At 40.4% G+C, this 20,651-nt stretch carries 21 protein-coding genes and 2 pseudogenes; 17 read left to right on the top strand and 6 right to left on the bottom strand.

Annotated elements, in window-relative coordinates; genetic code table 11:
- The first annotated feature begins 44 nt into the window (after positions 1-44).
- Positions 45-1,226 carry an NO-inducible flavohemoprotein gene (gene hmpA / locus CWC30_RS07180; protein ID WP_138626740.1) on the top strand — a complete coding sequence of 394 codons (1,182 nt, stop codon included), beginning with the start codon at positions 45-47 and terminating at the stop codon, positions 1,224-1,226.
- Positions 1,227-1,265: 39 nt separating this feature from the next.
- Here the strand turns inward: hmpA and CWC30_RS07175 are convergent, their stop codons facing one another.
- Positions 1,266-1,919: an endonuclease gene (locus CWC30_RS07175; RefSeq protein ID WP_138560693.1), complete on the bottom strand. Its 654-nt coding sequence runs from the start codon at positions 1,917-1,919 to the stop codon at positions 1,266-1,268.
- A gap of 252 nt (positions 1,920-2,171) precedes the next feature.
- Between CWC30_RS07175 and CWC30_RS07170 the strand changes: the two genes are divergently transcribed.
- Positions 2,172-2,552 (top strand): hypothetical protein, encoded by a 381-nt coding sequence (locus tag CWC30_RS07170; RefSeq protein WP_036983336.1) that lies wholly within the window; start codon positions 2,172-2,174, stop codon positions 2,550-2,552.
- Between the two features lie 29 nt (positions 2,553-2,581).
- On the opposite strand, the gene CWC30_RS07165 is transcribed toward CWC30_RS07170, so the two are convergent.
- A complete protein-coding gene (locus CWC30_RS07165) occupies positions 2,582-3,025 on the bottom strand; it encodes a PaaI family thioesterase (RefSeq protein ID WP_013466144.1) in 444 nt (147 codons plus the stop codon).
- Between the two features lie 198 nt (positions 3,026-3,223).
- Here CWC30_RS07165 and lexA point away from each other — a divergent pair, with 198 nt between their 5' ends.
- The 5 genes from lexA to CWC30_RS07140 all read left to right on the top strand — a co-directional run bounded on the left by lexA (position 3,224) and on the right by CWC30_RS07140 (position 8,510).
- Complete coding sequence (gene lexA / locus CWC30_RS07160) at positions 3,224-3,841, top strand: transcriptional repressor LexA (RefSeq protein WP_008114166.1); 618 nt, start codon at positions 3,224-3,226, stop codon at positions 3,839-3,841.
- A 493-nt stretch (positions 3,842-4,334) separates the two neighbouring features.
- A complete protein-coding gene (gene coxB / locus CWC30_RS07155; RefSeq protein WP_036980527.1) occupies positions 4,335-5,477 on the top strand; it encodes a cytochrome c oxidase subunit II in 1,143 nt (380 codons plus the stop codon).
- Positions 5,477-7,069: a cytochrome c oxidase subunit I gene (ctaD, locus tag CWC30_RS07150; protein ID WP_028834828.1), complete on the top strand. Its 1,593-nt coding sequence runs from the start codon at positions 5,477-5,479 to the stop codon at positions 7,067-7,069. The genes coxB and ctaD overlap by 1 nt, the downstream gene beginning before the upstream one ends.
- Positions 7,069-7,599, top strand: coding sequence for a cytochrome c oxidase assembly protein (locus CWC30_RS07145; RefSeq protein WP_013466139.1), 531 nt, complete (start codon positions 7,069-7,071; stop codon positions 7,597-7,599). The genes ctaD and CWC30_RS07145 overlap by 1 nt, the downstream gene beginning before the upstream one ends.
- A gap of 35 nt (positions 7,600-7,634) precedes the next feature.
- Positions 7,635-8,510, top strand: coding sequence for a cytochrome c oxidase subunit 3 (locus tag CWC30_RS07140; RefSeq protein WP_138626739.1), 876 nt, complete (start codon positions 7,635-7,637; stop codon positions 8,508-8,510).
- Here CWC30_RS07140 and CWC30_RS19115 read toward each other — a convergent pair.
- Positions 8,413-8,721, bottom strand: a complete 309-nt coding sequence (locus tag CWC30_RS19115; protein ID WP_081485455.1) for a DUF2909 family protein — start codon at positions 8,719-8,721, stop codon at positions 8,413-8,415. The genes CWC30_RS07140 and CWC30_RS19115 overlap by 98 nt on opposite strands.
- A gap of 14 nt (positions 8,722-8,735) precedes the next feature.
- On the opposite strand from CWC30_RS19115, the gene CWC30_RS07130 reads away from it, so the two are divergent.
- From CWC30_RS07130 to CWC30_RS07090, 8 genes and pseudogenes are all read left to right on the top strand, one after another.
- Positions 8,736-9,476: an SURF1 family protein gene (locus tag CWC30_RS07130; RefSeq protein WP_013466137.1), complete on the top strand. Its 741-nt coding sequence runs from the start codon at positions 8,736-8,738 to the stop codon at positions 9,474-9,476.
- Positions 9,466-9,960 carry a transmembrane cytochrome oxidase associated protein gene (locus tag CWC30_RS07125; protein ID WP_069438574.1) on the top strand — a complete coding sequence of 165 codons (495 nt, stop codon included), beginning with the start codon at positions 9,466-9,468 and terminating at the stop codon, positions 9,958-9,960. Before CWC30_RS07130 ends, CWC30_RS07125 begins: the two co-directional genes overlap by 11 nt.
- Positions 9,961-9,972: 12 nt before the next feature.
- Entirely contained in the window at positions 9,973-10,962 is a 990-nt protein-coding gene (locus CWC30_RS07120) for a COX15/CtaA family protein (protein WP_138626738.1), read from the top strand.
- 12 nt (positions 10,963-10,974) lie between these two features.
- Positions 10,975-11,904 carry a heme o synthase gene (gene cyoE, locus CWC30_RS07115; protein ID WP_138626737.1) on the top strand — a complete coding sequence of 310 codons (930 nt, stop codon included), beginning with the start codon at positions 10,975-10,977 and terminating at the stop codon, positions 11,902-11,904.
- Positions 11,901-12,518 (top strand): SCO family protein, encoded by a 618-nt coding sequence (locus CWC30_RS07110; RefSeq protein ID WP_138626736.1) that lies wholly within the window; start codon positions 11,901-11,903, stop codon positions 12,516-12,518. Before cyoE ends, CWC30_RS07110 begins: the two co-directional genes overlap by 4 nt.
- A gap of 223 nt (positions 12,519-12,741) precedes the next feature.
- Positions 12,742-13,415, top strand: a pseudogene (locus CWC30_RS19230) (ISAs1 family transposase); the annotation flags it as partial.
- 2 nt (positions 13,416-13,417) lie between these two features.
- Positions 13,418-13,753 carry a hypothetical protein gene (locus CWC30_RS07095; protein WP_212746075.1) on the top strand — a complete coding sequence of 112 codons (336 nt, stop codon included), beginning with the start codon at positions 13,418-13,420 and terminating at the stop codon, positions 13,751-13,753.
- 572 nt (positions 13,754-14,325) lie between these two features.
- Positions 14,326-14,748: pseudogene (locus CWC30_RS07090) on the top strand (CheB methylesterase domain-containing protein); the annotation flags it as partial.
- 3 nt (positions 14,749-14,751) lie between these two features.
- Here CWC30_RS07090 and CWC30_RS07085 read toward each other — a convergent pair.
- Positions 14,752-15,777 (bottom strand): polysaccharide deacetylase family protein, encoded by a 1,026-nt coding sequence (locus CWC30_RS07085; RefSeq protein ID WP_138626735.1) that lies wholly within the window; start codon positions 15,775-15,777, stop codon positions 14,752-14,754.
- 42 nt (positions 15,778-15,819) lie between these two features.
- On the opposite strand from CWC30_RS07085, the gene CWC30_RS07080 reads away from it, so the two are divergent.
- A complete protein-coding gene (locus CWC30_RS07080; protein WP_138626749.1) occupies positions 15,820-17,091 on the top strand; it encodes an MATE family efflux transporter in 1,272 nt (423 codons plus the stop codon).
- Positions 17,092-17,095: 4 nt separating this feature from the next.
- On the opposite strand, the gene CWC30_RS07075 is transcribed toward CWC30_RS07080, so the two are convergent.
- Positions 17,096-17,365, bottom strand: coding sequence for a hypothetical protein (locus CWC30_RS07075; RefSeq protein WP_036980514.1), 270 nt, complete (start codon positions 17,363-17,365; stop codon positions 17,096-17,098).
- A 13-nt stretch (positions 17,366-17,378) separates the two neighbouring features.
- Positions 17,379-17,954, bottom strand: coding sequence for a Fe-S biogenesis protein NfuA (gene nfuA / locus CWC30_RS07070; RefSeq protein ID WP_036980513.1), 576 nt, complete (start codon positions 17,952-17,954; stop codon positions 17,379-17,381).
- A 146-nt stretch (positions 17,955-18,100) separates the two neighbouring features.
- Between nfuA and CWC30_RS07065 the strand changes: the two genes are divergently transcribed.
- Entirely contained in the window at positions 18,101-20,650 is a 2,550-nt protein-coding gene (locus tag CWC30_RS07065; RefSeq protein WP_171034693.1) for a M14 metallopeptidase family protein, read from the top strand.
- Position 20,651 lies beyond the last annotated feature (1 nt).

The raw sequence follows: 20,651 nt of genomic DNA, 5'->3' as shown, positions 1-20,651 counted from the left end.
CCTATTTTATTAATTGGGTATTATTCACACGTAGGAAAACCTAGATGTTATCTGATAAAACTATTGAAATTGTTAAAAGTACTGTTCCTTTATTAGCAGAGGCAGGTACGGTCGTAACCGATCATTTTTACAAGCGCATGTTTAGTCATAACCCCGAACTTAAACATATTTTTAATATGACTAATCAAGAAACGGGTCGTCAGCAATTTGCATTATTTAATGCGTTGGCTGCGTACGCGCAAAATATTGATAATTTAGCCGTGTTAAAAGAGGCGCTAGCGCGAATTAATCATAAGCATACCAGCTTAAATATTTTACCCGAGCATTATCCTGTTGTGGGCGCACATTTAATCGGTACGTTAAAAGAGCTTATTCCTGAGCAGTTTACTGCCGATGTTGAATATGCGTGGCGCGAAGCTTACGGTGTACTTGCTGATATTTGTATTACCGAAGAGGCGGCATTGTATGCGCACAGTAAAAACAACCATGGTGGCTGGGCAGGCACGCGCCAGTTTGAAATTACTGATAAAGATGTTGAATCTGAATTCGTAACTAGTTTTACGCTGACACCTGTGGATGGTAAAGCAGTTATTACCTACAAGCCAGGACAGTACATTGGCATTAAAGTTAAGCCTGAGGGCGCAGAATATGAAGAGATCCGCCAGTATTCTATTTCGCAAAAGAGCAATGCTAAAAACTATCGTATTAGCGTTAAAAAAGAGTGCCAACCAAAGCCTGGCGTGGTGTCTAATTATTTACACTCACTAGAGCAAGGCGCACGAGTAGAGTTATACCCGCCAGCGGGAGATTTTATTTTAAAAAATGAGGCAACTCCAGTGGTACTTATTTCAGCAGGTGTTGGCCAAACCCCGATGATGGCAATGCTGCAAACGCTACTTAGTGGTGATAAAAATCAAGCGATTAGTTATTTGCACGCGTGTGAAAACAGCCGCGAATTTTCATTTAAAGGGTATTTAGCGCAGCAAACGGCAATGCATCCACAGCTAAAAACATTTACTTGGTTTAATCAAGGTGGCGAGGAGTGTGATTTCACTGGGCTAATGGATTTAACGGTGCTTGAGGCATCATTACCTATTAGCGAAGGGGCATTTTATTTGTGTGGACCAGCATCATTTATGGCTTACGTAAAAGGCCAGCTACTTGATTTAGGTGTGCAAAGCTCAAACATTCACTACGAAATATTTGGACCACACCAAGCGTTATAGGTTAATTAAAAGCGTGTGTTACACGCTTTTAATTTAAACTTACAGCTTTTTACTATTTGTGTTAGCAGCATAAGCTTGTTGTTGCCAAGCATTAAATAGCTTTTGTTGTTTAGCTGAAATTTTTAAACCATACGTTTTTTGCATGTAAGCGTACGCATCGGCAATGCGTTTACGTGCATGAACAGGCGGTTCAACAACACGTTGTTTAAAATTAACTTTAACCTCACAGCGACCATATTGCGTCGCGTTTTGGGCTAACATACCAAAGCGGTAGTTTGAGCGATCGGCATTAATTTCACCGATTGCAGGGGCTAAATTGTTTATATCGGCTTCCATCAAGCGAAACTTAGCGCTAACTTTGCGGCAATTATTACGCCCACCATCTTGCCAGCATTGTAACTGGTGACCAAATTCCCATGCAGGGACAATATGTTCCCATTCAATTCGCAATGCACGTTGATTTACTTTGCCTGAGCGGGTTAGTGTGTTGCGAGGCACGTAGCCACAATGGGTAGGGTCGGGTACTAACTTTTTGCCTTGTTTTTTTATATCGCAACCACAATAAATACTTTTAGCGTTTTCGGGAAGGGTATTAATTAAGTGCTTTTTGGCACTCGAAAACCGCGTAAATTGTTCGCCAATTGCTGAAAAACAAGCACAGCAAGCCAACAAAGCTAAAATAAACCGAATCATATCCATCACATACGTGAACTACAGGAGCGGCTAGTTTAAGGCCTAGAATAAAAAAGTAAACTGTCGCCGGCATGCTTTAATTTTAATTTGCGTATTTTGTGTAGGGCGTTTTTTAGGAGTAAATAGTGGGTAATATTCAGAGGCTAACGCTAAAAACGCGTTAATGCAGTGATTCTTGCGTTGTTGATTTGGTATAACGGTAAAACTGCGTTAAAGTTTGCAATGAAATTAATAGAGGGTAAAAACGAGATAATGTCGGAAATTCAATTTTTAAATGTAGATCTAGAGCTTGAGTCAAAGCAAGATATTAGCGTATTAGTTGCTGATTTAAAAAAGGTCGCAACTATTTTACATTATGATAAAGACGAATACCGTCAACTTGCTCGCATTGAGGTTGCAGGTGAAATAACCACGCCAGATAAAGCGATTAATCACTTGTGCGAGTTAATCGAGTCGTGTTCACGCAATGCATTAAAGCAATGGTTGAGTTGTTCACGCAGAACATTCGATATGGGTTTTGAGTCTGGCACTTCGCCAAAATGCTTTAACCAAGCTTTACATGCAGATACCTTGTTACGTATATCTGCAATTGGTGCAGGCGTGGAAATTACTATTTACCCTCTCGAAAAGTAATTTAACCTCAACCTTGGTTAACAGATTTACTAGCCTTTTCGCTCTACTACGGCTGCGGTCATACGTGATACGCAGCAAAGCTCATTGCGGCTATTGGTTATTTTAATATCCCAAACCGAGCTGCGTTTGCCGATATGATAAGCTCTCGCTGTGGCCGTTAATGTGCCATTGCGTGATGCCTTTAAATGACTTGCACTGATCTCTTGGCCAACACAATAAAACCGATTGAAATCAACCACAAAATTAGCGGCATAACTTGCTACTGTTTCAGCAAGTACCACATTTGCACCACCATGAACGATACCCATAGGGTTATGATGCTCTGGAATTGCCGGCATAGTTGCCACTAAGTAGTCATCACCAATTTCACTGATCTCTATTCCCATGGTTTTCATGAGTGTCCCTTGGCCTGTAATACCTTGATCTAATTGCTTACAAAACTCTAATGTAATCGGTTGATGCCAAATACTCATGCTAGCTCCTTGGATAAGTAATCGAGAATTAAAATTTATTAATATGATAATGCGTTGCTAATAATTACATTTATTACCCTGCTTTTAAAGTAGGTTATTGTTTGATGATAACGGCATATAAGGCATTAATTTATATTTGCGATTTTTAAATAACTGTATATACTCACAGTTAATTGTACTGTATGGAAAACCAGTTGTATGCGACCATTAACGAAACGCCAAGCGCAAATACTCGAACTCATTAAAGTGTTTATTAAAGACACTGGTATGCCTCCTACACGTGCCGAAATTGCACAAACACTGGGTTTTAAAAGTGCAAATGCTGCAGAAGAACACTTAAAAGCATTGGCCAAAAAAGGTGTTATTAAAATGAAGCCAGGCGCGAGTCGCGGAATTCAGCTTGTTGAAGAAGAGGAGCCAGAGCAGTTAGGCTTACCTTTAATTGGCAGGGTGGCTGCCGGTGAGCCAATATTGGCGCAACAGCATGTAGAAAGCCACTGTAAAATTGACCCTTTAATGTTTAAACCTGCGGCCGATTTTTTATTGCGTGTTAACGGTATGAGTATGAAAGACATTGGTATTATGGATGGTGATTTACTTGCTGTGCATAAAACCCAAGTTGCCGAAAATGGACAAGTTATTGTTGCCCGTGTTGACGACGATGTAACCGTGAAGCGTTTAGAAAAAGCGGGCAGAAAAGTACTCTTACATGCTGAAAATGATGAGTTTTCAGCTATTGAGGTTGATTTAGAAAATGAGTCGTTCAATATTGAAGGCTTAGCGGTAGGTGTTATTCGTAACGCTGACTGGATGTAGTATTAAAGCATAATTTAGCGCTTAATGGTGATTAGGCGCTGGGTTTGTTAGTAGCACAATGTCTAACTTATCAAATGTATGACTATATGATGTTAAGTGCTCCCCCTATCATAAATAAAATCACTAAATACTTTATAAATAAACAAATTTACTCTGCTTTTTTAAGTTAACAATTTTTTTATATTTCTATCCTGTAATTTCAATACACCCCTTACTAAACCTGACTCTTAGATTAATTGCCTGACTGGTTGCTATTTTTTAACTGCGCATTTTAAAAAATTCACCTTGTCTATTTTTCATACTTACCTTGCTTATTGTTTATTTTTTAACTAGTTATTAAAGAGCTGGAATAAAAATAACTCACAGCTTAGTCGTTTTGAGAACACACATTTACTAAATCCAGCACCCTTATAAAAAATAAAAATAACGAATAGGCGTTTAAGCCGTATGCCTCTTCGCTTTGCGTCAGCAATAGCATCAAAGGAGCCGTCACATGGGTAAGCTGAGTTCTTCCTTGTGGCTTATATTGTTTGTTTTTTCGCAGAATGTGCTTGCTAATAGCCAATATAATATGCGTAAAGGCGTAACCGATATAAGTAATAATGTATACCAACTGCACATGACTATTTTTTTAATATGTTGTGTGATTGGGGTGATCGTGTTTGCCATTATGTTTTGGGCACTCATTCATCATCGCAAATCTAAAGGGGCTGTCCCTGCCCAATTCCATGAAAGCACCAAAGTAGAAATACTGTGGACTGCGATCCCTTTTGTCATATTAATTGTTATGGCCATTCCTGCGACTAAAACCTTAATTGCCATGGAGGATGCCAGCAAAGCTGATCTCACCATTAAAATTACAGGCTCACAGTGGAAGTGGCATTACGAGTATATGGGGGAGGACGTTGAGTTTTATTCCATGCTAGCTACCCCTCAAAATGAAATAACCAACCTTGCTGATAAAAACCCGAATTATTTACTCGAGGTCGATAAACCGCTGGTACTACCAATTAATCAAAAAGTACGTTTTTTAATGACTTCAGATGATGTTATTCACTCATGGTGGGTGCCTGACTTTGCCGTTAAAAAAGATGCAAACCCTGGGTTTATTAACGAAACATGGACCAATATTAATGAGGTTGGTACTTACCGTGGGCAGTGTGCAGAGCTTTGCGGTAAAGATCATGGTTTTATGCCTGTTGTGGTAGAAGCTAAAACAGAAGAAGACTTCAAAACGTGGTTAGCAGAGGCTAAACAAGCCAAGCAAAAAGCAGCTGAAGCAGACGCTGCGTTATTAGACCAAGTTGTACCAAAAGAAGAGCTGATGGCGCTTGGTGAGCAGGTTTATATGGCGAGCTGCGCGGCGTGCCATCAGCCAACAGGATTAGGCTTGCCGGGTGTTTTTCCGGCTCTTAAAGGCAGCCCAATAGTCATAGGTGATATCAAAGGGCATATAGATATTTTGCTCCATGGTAAACCAGGTACGGCTATGCAGTCTTTCGCAAAGCAATTATCAATCAAGCAAATAGCAGCTGTTATTACCTATAAACGCAACGCGTGGGGCAATGACACTGGTGATGTAATTCAACCGAGCGAGATACAAGCGGCACTGGATGCTGATGGGGAGGCTAAATAATGAGTAGCATTGCAGAACAACCTAATACCAATGAGGCTCATCATGCCCATCAACCTGCCACAGGCTTTAAGCGCTGGTTATTTACAACCAACCATAAAGATATAGGTAGCTTATATTTAATTTTTTCACTCACCATGTTTTTAATTGGTGGGGCAATGGCGATGGTTATTCGAGCTGAGTTATTTCAGCCGGGTTTACAACTGGTTGATCCTCACTTTTTTAATCAAATGACCACAGTGCATGGTTTAATAATGGTGTTTGGTGCGGTTATGCCAGCCTTTACCGGCTTGGCAAACTGGATGATCCCGCTAATGATTGGTGCGCCAGATATGGCCTTACCGAGAATGAATAACTGGAGCTTTTGGATTTTACCGTTTGCGTTTTTAATCCTATTAGCTTCATTATTTATGCCTGGTGGTGGCCCTGCATTTGGTTGGACCTTTTACGCGCCGCTTTCCACCACTTATAGTAACGACAACACAGCAATGTTTGTATTTGCTGTGCATATTATGGGTATTAGTTCGATTATGGGGGCCATTAATGTGGTGGTCACCATAGTAAATATGCGTGCTCCGGGTATGACGTGGATGAAGCTGCCGTTATTTGTGTGGACATGGTTGATCACGGCGTTTTTACTTATTGCAGTTATGCCGGTACTTGCTGGTGCAGTTACTATGGTGCTCACCGATAAATACTTCGCGACCAGTTTCTTTGATGCCGCTGGTGGTGGCGATCCGGTGATGTTCCAACATATTTTTTGGTTTTTTGGTCACCCTGAAGTTTATATTATGATTTTGCCTGCCTTTGGCATTATTTCTACGATTGTTCCCACCTTTTCACGTAAAAAACTATTTGGTTATGCCTCTATGGTGTATGCCACCTCCTCCATTGCCTTGTTGAGCTTTATTGTGTGGGCGCATCATATGTTTACCACTGGTATGCCCGTGGCGGGTGAGTTGTTTTTTATGTACGCGACTATGCTGATATCGGTACCTACCGGCGTAAAAGTATTTAACTGGGTAGCGACTATGTGGCGCGGGTCTATTAGCTTTGAAGTGCCAATGCTGTTTAGTATCGCATTTATTGTGTTGTTTACTTTAGGTGGTTTTTCGGGATTGATGCTAGCGATTACACCTGCCGATTTCCAATATCATGATACCTATTTTGTGGTTGCACACTTTCATTATGTACTCGTAACGGGCGCGGTGTTTTCTATTATGGCGGGGGCTTATTATTGGCTGCCAAAATGGACCGGAAACATGTTCAATATTACCTTAGCAAAATGGCATTTTTGGTTGTCGTTAATAAGTGTAAATGTGCTGTTTTTCCCAATGCATTTTGTGGGGTTAGCCGGTATGCCACGCCGTATTCCAGATTATGCGCTACAGTTTGCTGATTTTAACGCCATTATTAGTATAGGTGGGTTTGCCTTTGGTTTATCGCAATTATTATTTGTGGTGGTTGTGTATAAATGTGCAAAAGGGGGCGACAAAGTGCCTGCAAAAGTTTGGGATGGAGCTGAGGGGCTTGAATGGGAAGTTGATTCACCTGCGCCTTATCATACGTTCTCAACGCCGCCGGACATTAAATAATGACTCACTTGCCGTTATTAAAAAAGTTGGTGGTGATTTGCATTGCAATGTTTGCATTTGCATTTGCCATGGTCCCTTTGTATGACGTGTTTTGCGATATAACGGGGCTTAATGGTAAGCCCTCGTTAGAGCAGGCACAGCAAAGTACCTTGGTCACTGAAAATAGAGAGGTCAGCGTTAGTTTCACTACGCATGCGCAAAGTGGTGCGCCTTTTGAAGTTAAATCTAAAGAGTACAGTGTAGATGTAAAGCCTGGGGCCATGCGTGAAGTTAAGTTTAGCGCTAAAAATAATAGCAATGAAGATAAAGTAATGCAGGCTATACCGTCGGTAGCACCAGGAAAAGCGGCCAAGTATTTACACAAAATAGCGTGTTTTTGCTTTGATCAGCAACCGTTAAAGGCAGGTGAAGAGCTGGAGTTTACATTATTGTTTTATGTAGATACTGAATTACCCAGTGATGTAGAAGAGTTAACCCTGTCTTATACCGTATTTGATATTAGCGAGCGGCTAGTAGCCAGTAATAACTAGCTTATAAAACTAGTGAAAAACTAGGAGCAAATAAAATGAATCAAAAATATGAACATTATTATGTACCAGAGCAAAGTCCATGGCCCATTATAGGGGCGGTTGCGTTGTTTTTTATCGCGGTAGGCGCAGCCTTAACCGTAATGGATATGGGCAAAGAGGGTGGTAATGGCGTTTACTTGTTATACGTAGGTATAGCTGTACTACTTTACATGCTGTTTAGCTGGTTTAAAAATGTCATACACGAGTCTGATCAAGGGCTTTATTCTGCACAAATGGACCGTTCTTTTAGGCAAGGAATGAGTTGGTTTATTTTTTCAGAAGTGATGTTCTTCATGGCATTTTTTGGCGCATTATTTTATGCCCGCATGTTCTCTGTGCCTTGGTTAGGAGGTGCGGATAACAACGCCATGACAAATGAAGTATTGTGGCCGACGTTTGAATCCATGTGGCCATTGCTAAATACCCCAGGAGGCACTACGACCCAAGCGATGGGCTGGCAAGGGTTGCCGCTTATCAACACCCTTATTTTGCTGGCCTCGTCGGTAACTTTACATTTTGCCCATGTGGCGATGGAAAATAATAAACGTACCCTACTCAAAGTATGCTTGGGAGCGACCATTTTACTCGGAGTGTGCTTTTTAGGGCTGCAGGTAGAAGAGTATATATATGCTTATAACGATCTTAACTTAACCCTTGATGCGGGCATTTATGGCAATACCTTCTTTTTGTTAACCGGCTTTCACGGCATGCACGTCACCTTAGGAACAATTATTTTATTAGTGGTGTTTTTACGCATTATGAAAGGACATTTCACTAAAGATAAGCACTTTGCCTTTCAAGCTGCAGCTTGGTACTGGCATTTTGTTGATGTTGTTTGGCTGTGTTTGTTTGTATTTGTGTATGTGCTTTAGTGATTAAGGGGGACTGATTTGCCGTAATAAAACCAAGTTTTAGTGCGGCAATCACCATCACTAATACCACAACAGAAAATAACACCCGACGCCCTAAAAAGTGAGACATAGGGCGTCCATTGGTTTTCCCCGACACCATAATTAATAAAGCACGAAATAAATTAAATAATATAAATAATAACAGTAGAACAATAATAATTTTAATAATCACTGGATTTTACCCTTATGCAGTTAGTTGTATTTAACAAACAAAAGCTTAGCTCAATAATAACAATTTGCTTGGTTGTTATTGTGGTATTGGTTTGTGTGCGACTAGGGTTTTGGCAATTACAGCGAGCAGAACAAAAGCAACAGCAGCTTAGTGCCATTGAAAATATACAACAACATGGCGTAATGAGCTGGGCAGAGTTACAACAGCTGCCAAAAGAGTGGAACAAAACCGGTGTATTGGTTTCGTTAAATGGTTATTTTGACACTAATAATTATTGGTTGCTTGATAACCAAATCTATAATGGTCAGGTTGGTTACGACTTACTGGCATTATTAAAACTGTCTGATGAATCACGCTTTTTGTTAGTGAACTTAGGCTGGGTAAAAGCAGAACGTTCAAGAGAAATCCTACCAAACGTAACAATACCCAGTGGTAAATTTACGTTAACGGCACAAATTAAAGAAGATAATTTAAGTGGCTTTACCTTAGCCAATAACAATACTCAGTCGGATTTAGCCAAACGAATTCAAATCATTGATTTACAAGCATTGAGTAGCCAATCTAATCGCCCTTTAGTGAATTTTATGGCTTACCGCCAAGGTCAAGCTGATGAAATTGCTGCCCCTCATTATGAAGCGGTTGTTATGAGTCCAGAAAAACATTATGCCTACTCAGTACAGTGGTTTTTAATTGCGGTTGCCTGTGTGGTGGTCGCTATTTTTGCAAGCAGGAAGAGGATAGATAATGAAAAATAAACCCCTGTTACTCTTTGCTGTGTGCTGCGCTATTCCCTTAGTGCTGGCTTACAGCGCGTTAAAACTTGATTGGCTACCTACAGCAATTACTAACCATGGTGAATTTTTAGAGCGTGAAATTAAGCTAGACAATTGGGCGCAGCATAACCCTAAGCAATGGACCATCGCTTTAAATTATTCAGCACAATGCAAAGCGTCTTGCACAGAGCAATTAGCCGCTTTAGACAATTTATATATTGCCCTTGGCAAAAACCAACACAAAGTTGATATGGCTATTATGGGACAGCCTGAGCTAGTTACAACGCGTTGGCATGTTATTGATGAGCAACAGCAGTTAAAGCCTGCCAGTTTGTATTTAATCGATCATATGGGGCTAATTGTACTGGAGTATCCATTTAGTTCTCAACCACAAGAAAACCGTTTGATCCAAAAAGGGTTATTAAAAGATCTAAAAAAATTACTCAATTACTCTCGTTCGAGCTAAGTAGAGGATGCTATGTATAAAAACTATAAAAATTTGGTATTAGCAACGAGTTTATTCGCATTAATTGTGGTGGCTCTGGGCGCATACACGCGTTTAAGTGACGCTGGGCTTGGTTGTCCCGATTGGCCTGGTTGTTATGGCTTTTTAACCGTGCCTAAACACGAAGCAGAGATTGCACAAGCGATTCAAAGTTATCCCGATATGATATTTGAAAAAGCAAAAGCATGGAAAGAAATGATCCATCGCTACTTTGCAGGCACGCTTGGGGTATTAATTTTAGTGTTGTTTATTTTAGCTTTTCTAAAGCGTCAGTACCCAACCACGCCTGTAAGGTTGCCTATGATATTGCTGCTGCTTGTTATTTTTCAGGCCGCATTAGGTATGTGGACGGTTACTATGAACCTACAGCCGCTTATAGTTATGGGGCATTTGCTCGGAGGATTTAGTATTTTAGCGTTATTAACGCTATTGTATTTGCGTCTGACCAGCCAACCTATTACAGGTGGTGATGCGGGCGCAAAACCTCACTTTAAATTAAGCCTCGTGGCATTAACGGTACTGATTTTACAAATCGCCCTTGGTGGTTGGTTAGCGGCTAATTATGCGGCTCCACATTGTAATGGCTTACCGCTGTGTAGTTACGCTCAGCCTTTTTCATTCAGTAGTGTCTTTCAGCTCCCCCTTGAGCACAGTAATTATGAATTTGGTGTGTTGTCGCAACAGGCGCGTATGTCTATTCATTTACTGCATCGAATATGGGCCTTAGTTACTTGCATTGTTTTAGCCTTGGTGGTGTGGCGTATATACAGTCATGCCTATTCGCAAAAAATTAAAAGCTGTACGGTGAGTGTGTTAGTGGCGTTATTCTGCCAGATAGCTTTAGGGTTAGCCGTGGTGCATTTTCATTTTCCGTTAGGCGTGGCACTGGCGCATAACTTAATGGCTGCCATACTGTTATTAACTATGGTTAGGTTATGTTATTACCTAAAAGCACGTACTTAGAGGGGAATGATTATGGCACTTACAATTAATAAAAAAGCAATGCAGCCCGTTTACAGCGCATCGTTATTGACTAAAAGTTACCACTTAATCCAAGATTATTTGGCAATAAGTAAATTTAAAGTAGTGGCTATGCTAGTGTTAACAGCATGGGTTGGCTTAGCGCTAGCCCCTGATGTTGGCAGAGGTGTTGGGGTTCAGTTCATAAGTTTATTAGGGATTGGTTTACTCTCTGCGGCAGCTGCCGTTATCAATCATGTGGTTGATAGTGAAATTGATAGTAAAATGGCACGTACACGCCACCGCCCAGTCGCCAAAGGACGCTTAAGTAAATTACACGCATTGAGTTTTGCTGCTGTTATTGGCGTGGCAGGGTTTATTATGTTGATGTTGTGGGCAAATACACTCACTGCCATACTTACCTTATTTGCACTTGTTGGTTACGCACTTATTTATACGTCGTTTTTAAAACGCGCCACGCCACAAAATATAGTTATAGGGGGATTAGCCGGTGCAATGCCTCCATTACTCGGTTGGGTGTCTGAAACAAATCAAATGGCGGCAGCCCCTTGGTTGCTGGTGATGATTATATTTACCTGGACCCCACCTCATTTTTGGGCGCTCGCCATCGCGCGTAAAAGTGATTATGAGCGGGCTAAAATCCCCATGTTACCGGTCACCCATGGTATCGATTTTTGTAAAACATGCGTGCTTGCATATTCGGTATTACTCGCCATTGTATGTGTGTTTCCTTATTTGATTGGCATGTCAGGGCTTATTTATCTAAGCGGGGCATGTCTTCTCAATATTGTATTTATATACAAAGCAATTAACTTAAAGTTTGCCGCCAAAGAAGACACTGCGATGGATTTATTTCGTTTTTCGATTATTCATTTGATGATACTATTTATCATCTTATTTATAGATAAATGGCTAGTTATATGAAGCAGTTATGGTGTGGTTTAGTTGTTTTTTCAGTACTCTTTTTATCAGCCTGTAGTGATAAAAATAATTTACAAGATCTTGATGCGTTAGTTTATGAAACCGCAAAGCCGTTATCTGATTTCTCGTTGAATGATCAACAAGGGAATTCAGTAACCAAACAGCAGTTTTTAGGTCAATGGAATTTAGTCTTTTTAGGTTACACAAGTTGCCCTGATATTTGCCCAATGACGCTAGCTAAGCTCAACAATGTCTATAAAAATTTGCAGGCTGAGTACCCACTACAAGTATGGTTTATATCTGTTGATCCTAAACGTGATATTGCCCAAAAACGTAAAGAGTACATAGATTACTTTAATCCAGATTTTTTAGCTGTGTCAGGTGAGCATAAAGACTTATTTCCATTTGTCCGCGAGCTTGGATTAATTTACGCAATTAGTGATAGTAATGAATCAGACTATGCGGTGGATCATAGTGCATCTGTTGCCCTTGTTGATGGCAGTGGCGCACTAAGAGCTATTTTTAAGCCTGAATTTAAACAAGGTGATGTGCCTTTGGTTAATACTACAAAATTAACCGCAGAATTTATTGAAATAGCCGAACACTACAAAAACTAGCTTTTAAAGGTTTTACGATTTTAAAGGGGCTTTATGCCCCTTTTCGCGTTTTTTATTAACGGTTTTTAATTGACTGGTTGTTTTTTAGTCGTTTTTGTGGCGTTTTCATTATCTCGCTCTAAGCTTTTGTTATGGATTGAGTTGATAAGGAAAAGCTTAAAAAATGCTTAAACTACCAAACGAACTTTCAATTGTTCATGTTGAAGTTTTACATCAAGATAAAAAGTCGAATGAAATAACAACGTTACCAACACTTCTAGAGTTACTTGAGATAAAAGGGTGCTTAGTCACAATTGACGCCATGGGGTGTCAAAAATCAATTGCAGAAAAAATAGTGAGCAAAGAAGCTGATTACCTTCTTGCAGTGAAGGCAAATCATAAAGGACTCTTGTCGCAAATAGAGGGGGCTTTAATACCGGAGATAATACGAAAACGTCTAAAGGGGTTTTGTTTAATGAAGCAGATTATCAAAAAAACAGAGAGGAGTTTAGGTGTTGTGCAGTGCGCCATGACGTAAGTAATTTATCAGAAACGATACACTGGGAAGGGGCAAAAACAGTGGGTGTTATTGTTTCCTACAGAAAGGAAAAAGGTAAAATAAGCAATGAGTTATCTTATAGATATTATATCAGTTCAGCACATTTAACGGCGGAAGAATTGGCAAGGTCAGCGCGGCAACATTGGCAGATAGAGAACGGATTACATTGGCGTTTAGACGTAGGGTTTAAAGAAGATGAGTGCCGAATTAGGCGCGAAGGTGCAGCGTCTGTATTTGCAGGGCTGAGGCATATCGCCTTTAATCAATTAAAGGCAGAAACCAGTTTTAGTAAAGGGATGCCAGCAATGCAGAAGAAAGCGATGCGCAGTATAGCTTATCTTGAAAAGGTATTGAATTTATAGTGTTTTTTCATGCTCTTGTGGCCCCCGAGCGTTGGGTTGGTTACTTGGAGCGCGCGTCTGATTCTTTGAAAGTTACTCAATTGTCCTCATATGGCATCCGTGTTTCACAGGGGGCTTCTGCGAAAATTACAGTGAATGGCATAAAAGACATTAGAGATGATTTCAGCACTATCATTTCAGATAAGCGGTATTTGGTTGATAGCGTGAAATTTAAGGCTGAGTTTGGCAGTTTGGAGTTATTATGTGAGTTGACTAGGCTGGGTGTTTGTCGCTTAAAGTCTGCTAATGTCAACTTTGTGCTCGACAAGCTCAGAGAGGCTTTAGAAGGGGTATAAATTAGTCAGAAATCGCAGTGGCACAACAAAATAACAAGAGGGCAAGTTAAGCCCCTCTCCCTCATCCGAATAGAAAGTTCATGATTTCCAATTCACGAAAATTGCGGAATTTTTCAATTCTAACTTTTGAAATATGCACTTCGGGTATCCTAAGCATCTGGGTTGCTAGATCGCCAAAGGTTTATCTGATAAAAGTAAATAGACACCATATCCCTAGACTTAGGACAATCCAGTAATTAATCAACTGAGCATATACTGATTCATTATAAAAATTGGGGTAAGTAAGGTCTTTTGAAGGTGTAATAAGCATTAGCTCTAAATGATTTTTGGGCAGATATGAGTTAAACCGGAAAGGCAGCTTATGGCACTTTTGCGAAGTTCGGTTTGAGCGAAAACCAAGTATTAGGATAGGCTGGAATTCAGCCCTATAATCGTAAATACTGAAATTCTACCTATTCTTTATGTACGTACTGACGATAGCGATTTGCCAACGGCAGCCTTAAACACACATAATCCTTAACTTCTATGTCATCGTATGGTTGTATTTTATGTCGGTTTGATTTCAGCGACAGCGCACCTGTACCATTAACGTAAAAGAGGCACAACAAGGCGATAAGCTGGTAGCAGGATGCGCTTACATAGCTCCCGGCGGGCTACATTTACGCATTAGCAAACAAGGTAGTGCATTATATTGTCAGCTTGATGATGGTGAACCTGTAAATAGGCATAAGCCCGCAGTAGATGTACTGTTTAACTCATTACTTGAAATTGGTGCTAAGTATATTGTTGCCACACTATTAACCGGTATGGGAAGTGATGGCGCGAAAGGTTTACTGGCATTAAAACAACAAGGGGCTTATACATTGGCACAAGATGAGTTTTCGTCTGTAGTATGGGGAATGCCCAAGGTTGCTATTGATATCGGGGCTGCAAATGAGGTCGTACCGCTGGATAAAATGACCCAGCGGTTATTAAATCAAGTGATTAAACAATAGAATTTAATTGATCACCCAAGGCTGTGAAAACCAATAATAACTGCCTGCTTTTTTTATTGATGGGGCGGTGCAGTTAAAGCGAGAGCGGCCTATATTAAGCTGCTTTGGCGAGGTCACCTCAACCGTATTATCGTTTAACCAATTTAAATTAGCTTGCCCAACGCTTGATACATAACAGGCAAATTGGCTTTTATGGAAGTCATCAGTCTTTAGATTTATAGTTAACGACGGTGGATTTTGTGTGGTTACACTATCTTTATAGGTTAGTTTATTAATAGTAAAAGCAGTTGAATTGAGTTTGGTAATTAACGTATCTAATTTGCTATAAAAACCAGATGCGGGAAAACGTGGTAAACGGCTAAAATTGGAATGTTGATTAACTGCACCAGAGTGCTGACCAATGCCAATAAAGCCTAGTTCAGTAACGAGAGCTTGTAGCTGATTGTTAAACTCTCCGTAGGGATAGGCAAGGTATTTATAATCGTGGCCTATTTCTTCTTTTATACGCTGCTGTGAACTAAGAATGTCGTTTTTAGTGCGTTCACGCCATTGGCTTTGCGTTTCATTTTCGCGCTTTTTATGCAGATAGTTATGCTCGGCACTATGATTGGCAATAAGGGCGCCTTTTTTTGCCAGTTCTCTGAGCTTATCCCACCCCATAACGTAGCTCGCTTTTTCATCAATGAGTTTAGGGTTTACAAAAATAGTGTACGGATAGCCAAATTTCTCAAGAATAGGCGCAGCTTGTTCGTAGTTATTGTTGTATCCATCATCAAAAGTAATCGCGAGCGTTTTATCGTCTAAAGCCTTACCTTGTTTTAATGCGCTAATCAGCTCATTTAGTGGAATAACGTTAAAGTTATGCTCTTTTAAATAATTTAAGTGTTTAGTAAAAGTGTTGGCGCTTACACTGGTCACCGCGGGAAGGGTTTCACTGACGTGATGATACTGTAGAATAACAACTGCTTGCGCACGTAAAGAACCACAAATCAGGAACAATAATACTAAATGAAACAATTTCTTATACATAATAAAGCACACCATAAAAGCTTGTTGTTGTTAGCCGGTCCAATGATATTATCAAATATTACTGTGCCGTTGTTAGGAATTGTTGATACGGCAGTAATTGGTCACCTGGGGAGTGCGCATTATTTAGCGGGAATTGCCTTAGGTTCTACCGTGATCTCCATTTTATTTTGGCTTGCTGGCTTTTTAAGAATGAGCACCACTGGGCTGGTGGCACAGGCTTATGGTAAAAATAATTTGACCCAACTGGCAGCTTTACTCAAACGCAGTTTGTTATTGGCCAGCAGCGTAGCTCTAATTCTGATTTTATTATCCCCCCTTATAAAACACGCCATTGCGTATTTATCTGCTGCCAATAGTGATGTGCTCAATGAGGCCTATCGGTATTTTAGTATTCGTATTTTTAGCGCCCCAGCAGCACTATGTAACTTAGTTTTATTAGGCTGGATGCTCGGCGTTCATTATGGGCGAGGGCCACTTTATTTATTGTTAGTCACTAATATTACCAATATTGTACTCGACATTTATTTTGTAGTTTATCTTGATTGGGCGGTTGCAGGGGCGGCTTGGGCATCATTAATAGCGGATTACACGGCTTTAATTTTTGCTTTGCTGTTAGTGGTTCAACTGGCTAAAAAACAGAGCATAAGTTTAGCGGTTGCAAATTGGTTTAGCATAGAAAAAATGGCAGGGTTATTAAGTTTAAATCGCGATATTTTTATTCGCTCTTTAGTGTTGCAGTTATGTTTTAGCTTTATGACCTTTTATGCTGCACGTATAGGTGAAACTACATTGGCCGCCAATGCGGTACTACTCAACTTTTTAATGTTGGTCAGCTTTGCGCTTGATGGGATTGCTTATGCTAGCGAGGCAAAAGTAGGCCAAGCGAAAGGTCAACAAAGTGTTGAAAAGATAAGGCTATGGGTAAAAATAAGCGTATTTTGGGGCATGTTGTTTGGCATTTTGTATAGTGTATTTTTTATATTATTTGGCAGCTCTATTATAAAGCTGTTGACTAATGTACCTGAGGTTATTGAAAAGGCTACATATTACTTACCGTGGGTAATTGTGCTGCCAATTTTAGCAATGAGTTGTTTTTTGTTTGATGGCATATTCGTTGGTTTAACTCGTGCAAAAGCAATGCGAAATAGCATGCTGTTATCGGCAACGATAGGGTTTTTTGGGGTATTTTGGTTGTTTCAGTCGTGGCAAAATAATGGCTTATGGTTAGCAATGAGCTGTTTTATGCTAATGCGTGGTGTAACACTTATCATTAAATATCAGCAGCTAAAAGCCAATAATCAATTACTTGATTAAACCGTTATTTCCACAGATCGGGGTCGTTATTTTTCGCGGGGATGTTTTTCAATACTTGCGAAAAACGATTGGCAAAAATACCCGCGTAGCCCCAGAATGCTAAAAATAATGCCGGTGCTAAAATTACTAAGCCAATGACTTGTAAACTATAATGGCTGTAATAACCCAAAGTGATAAATATCACGGCCAGCACAAACAGTGCTAGGCCGCGAAAAAAGCGCTTTAAACTCAACTTAGGGTCACTCCCTAAGCGGTAAATAAGTGGCTTTAGCATAGTGGGTTAATACTTAGTAATAAGAGTGCTCGCCAGCTTCGTGATCGGTTATGTCAGCCACACCGGTGATCTCATCAAACTTAGCAATCATTTCTTTTTCAATGCCTTCTTTTAGTGTGACATCAATCATAGAACAACCATTACAACCACCACCAAATTGAAGCACAGCAACACCAGCAGCGGTGATCTCTACTAAGCTTACTTGCCCGCCATGATTTGCAAGTTGTGGGTTAACTTCTGTTTCTAGCATGTGTTGAACGCGTTCATTTAGGCTTGCGTCTTCACCTAGCTTACGTGCTTTAGCGTTAGGCGCTTTTAGAGTTAGCTGAGTGCCCATTTTGTCAGTAACAAAATCAATTTCAGCTTCGGCTAAAAAAGGCGCGCTTTCGGCATCAACAACAGCGTCAAAACCGTTAAAGTTTAGGCGAATATCGCTCTCTTCTACCGCGTCTTCTGGGCAATAAGAAACACCACATTCAGCTTGTGATGTACCAGGATTAACAACAAACACACGAATATTCGTTTGTTGAGATTGATCTGCTAATAGCTTAGCAAAATGCGCTTGCGCTGTTTCGGAAATTGAAATCATAAAACCGTCTATACTTGACTAAATTACTCGGATACTGCATATCATACTCCGCTCATCGTGTTGCGGCTAGTGTTGAGCGAAAAAAGTTGGCATCTATTTTAAGCAATGGTAGCGTGCAATTAACAAGCATTTTTAGAGTGATTTATATGCAGTTTATATTAACAGTAATGGTGATACTAGCCAGTTTTTCAAGTGTGGCAAAGCCCTTGTCGTATTTTTTTGAGCAACAGGTTGAATTTGATCCCAGCATTCCAACACCTGAAAAAGTACTTGGTTATCAAGTGGGTGAATGGCATGTAAGGCATGACCAACTTGTTCGCTACATGGAAATTTTAGCTCAAAAAAGTGATCGAATTAATTTTGAAGTAATAGGTCGTACCCACGAGCAGCGCCCACTAGTTATGCTCACTATTACCGCAGCGAACAAACTAAAAAATATAGAGCAAACTCGCCAAGCACACTTAGCTCGCCTAAATAATTCAAACAATAAAACAGCGGAGCAGCCAAGTGTTGTGTGGATGGGTTACAGTGTTCATGGTAACGAATCGTCAGGGAGTAATGCTGCCTTGCTAGTGGCTTATTATTTAGCAGCCGCGCAAGGTGATGAAATAAATGAGCTACTTAACAACACGGTGATTTTACTCGACCCGTCGCTTAACCCAGACGGCTTAGCACGTTTTGCTAATTGGGCTAATAGTAATCGTGGAATGAACTTATCGTCAGATCCGCAAACGCGTGAGCATGTAGAGAGCTGGCCAAGTAGCCGTACCAATCATTACTGGTTTGATTTAAATCGTGATTGGCTTTTACTGCAGCACCCTGAGTCGCGAGCGCGTATAGCCAAGTTTCATTATTGGAAACCTAATATTTTAACTGACTTTCATGAAATGGGACCAAACAGTAGCTACTTTTTTCAACCAGGGATCCCAAGTCGTAAACACCCCATTACCCCTGAAGAAAATGTGAGCTTAACAAAAGCAATTGCAAATTATCATGCAAAAACTTTAGATGAAAACAATGCACTGTATTTTACAGAAGAAAGCTTTGATGACTTTTATTATGGCAAAGGTTCAACTTACCCTGATGTAAATGGTGGTGTCGGTATTTTATTTGAACAAGCAAGTTCTCGTGGCCATATTCAAGAAACGATCAATGGCCCGCTAACTTTTGCGTTTACGATTAAAAACCAACTTTTAACGAGCTTATCAACGTTTAAAGCGGCGATTGATAACCGCCAAGCTTTACTTGAGTATCAGGCTAACTTTTATAACAAAGCGGTTGAGCTTGCCAAAGATGAAGACTATCAAGGTTATATTGTTCAAGGTGGGGAAGACAAAACACGTATTAACGATTTTTTAAGCATACTTAAACAGCACCAAATTAATGCTTATCCAGTTAAAGAGGGACTAAAAGCTGAAGGTAAAAACTTTACCGCTAATAGCTATTTTGTGCCGCTTGCGCAACCACAATACCGATTAGTTAAAGCTATTTTTAGTGAACAGCAAAACTTTGCCGATAACACTTTTTACGATGTATCAGGTTGGACATTAGCGCATGCGTTTAATTTACCATTTGCTAAAGTAAACAGCCGCTGGGGATTAGAGGTTGATACTACGGCTTGGCAAAAAGCAAAACAGCCTGTTTTAACGCCGCTAACTAAAAACTATGCCTATGGATTTGCTTGGGACGACATGCTTGCCCCAAAAATGCTCAATAGTCTGTTACAGCAAGGTATTAAAGCACGTGTTGCATTAAAACCATTAACCGCAACATCAACGAGTAATGAGATAAATTTTGATGCTGGCAGTATTATTATCCCTGCAGGACTGCAAACAGAGACTGATTGGGTGGCAAAGCTAAACCAAGCACAAAGCCAATTTGATATTGAAATTAAGCCAATTACCACAGGCTTAACCAGTAAAGGTGCCGACTTAGGCTCGCGCTCTATGGCGGTTGTTTCTGCGCCTAAGGTGTTATTAGTTGGCGGTAAAGGGGTTAGCCAATATGAAGCAGGTGAAGTGTGGTATTACCTAGATCGCTTTGTAGGCGTAGCGCCAACCATTGTTGAAATGAATCGTTTAGCGTCTTTAGAGCTCAGTAATTACAGCCATATTGTTTTGGCGCATGGCGATTATTCGACGTTATCTGATACCGACAAAGTGGCAATTAAAAGCTGGGTGAGAAAAGGCGGCGTTATTTGGGGTCATAAAGGTGGGGCAAAGTTCTTAGCTGATCAGCAGTTATTAAAAGCAAACTACTTATCACGTAAAGATGTTGCCAGCGCATTTGATACTCAAGGTTTAAAATATGCAGACAAAGACCATCTAGCGGGTCGCCAGCGTATTGCAGGCGCTATATTTAATACTGATGTAGATACTACGCACCCACTGACGTTTTCATTTAAGCGTGACACTCTGCCAGTATTTAAAAACAGTACCTGGTTACTTGAAGCCTCGCAAGCGCCGTTTGTAAATATACTCACCTATACACAACAGCCGTTACTTGCTGGTTTTACTGATGCGGTTAATGTAGAGCAAGTGGCCGGTGGTGCTGCGCTAATGGCTCACTCTTATGGTCGAGGTAGTGTGATTGCGATGACAGACAACCCTGTATTTAGAGGTTACTGGTATGGCACCAGCCGATTATTAAGTAACGCTTTATTTTTCGGTCATACCTTTCGTGTCAGTGGTAACTAAA

The organism is Pseudoalteromonas sp. S4741 (assembly GCF_005886135.1).
Classification (GTDB): domain Bacteria; phylum Pseudomonadota; class Gammaproteobacteria; order Enterobacterales; family Alteromonadaceae; genus Pseudoalteromonas; species Pseudoalteromonas tetraodonis.
Note: the sequence above shows the minus strand (reverse complement) of the source record. Positions and strands in the feature narration are given on the sequence as shown.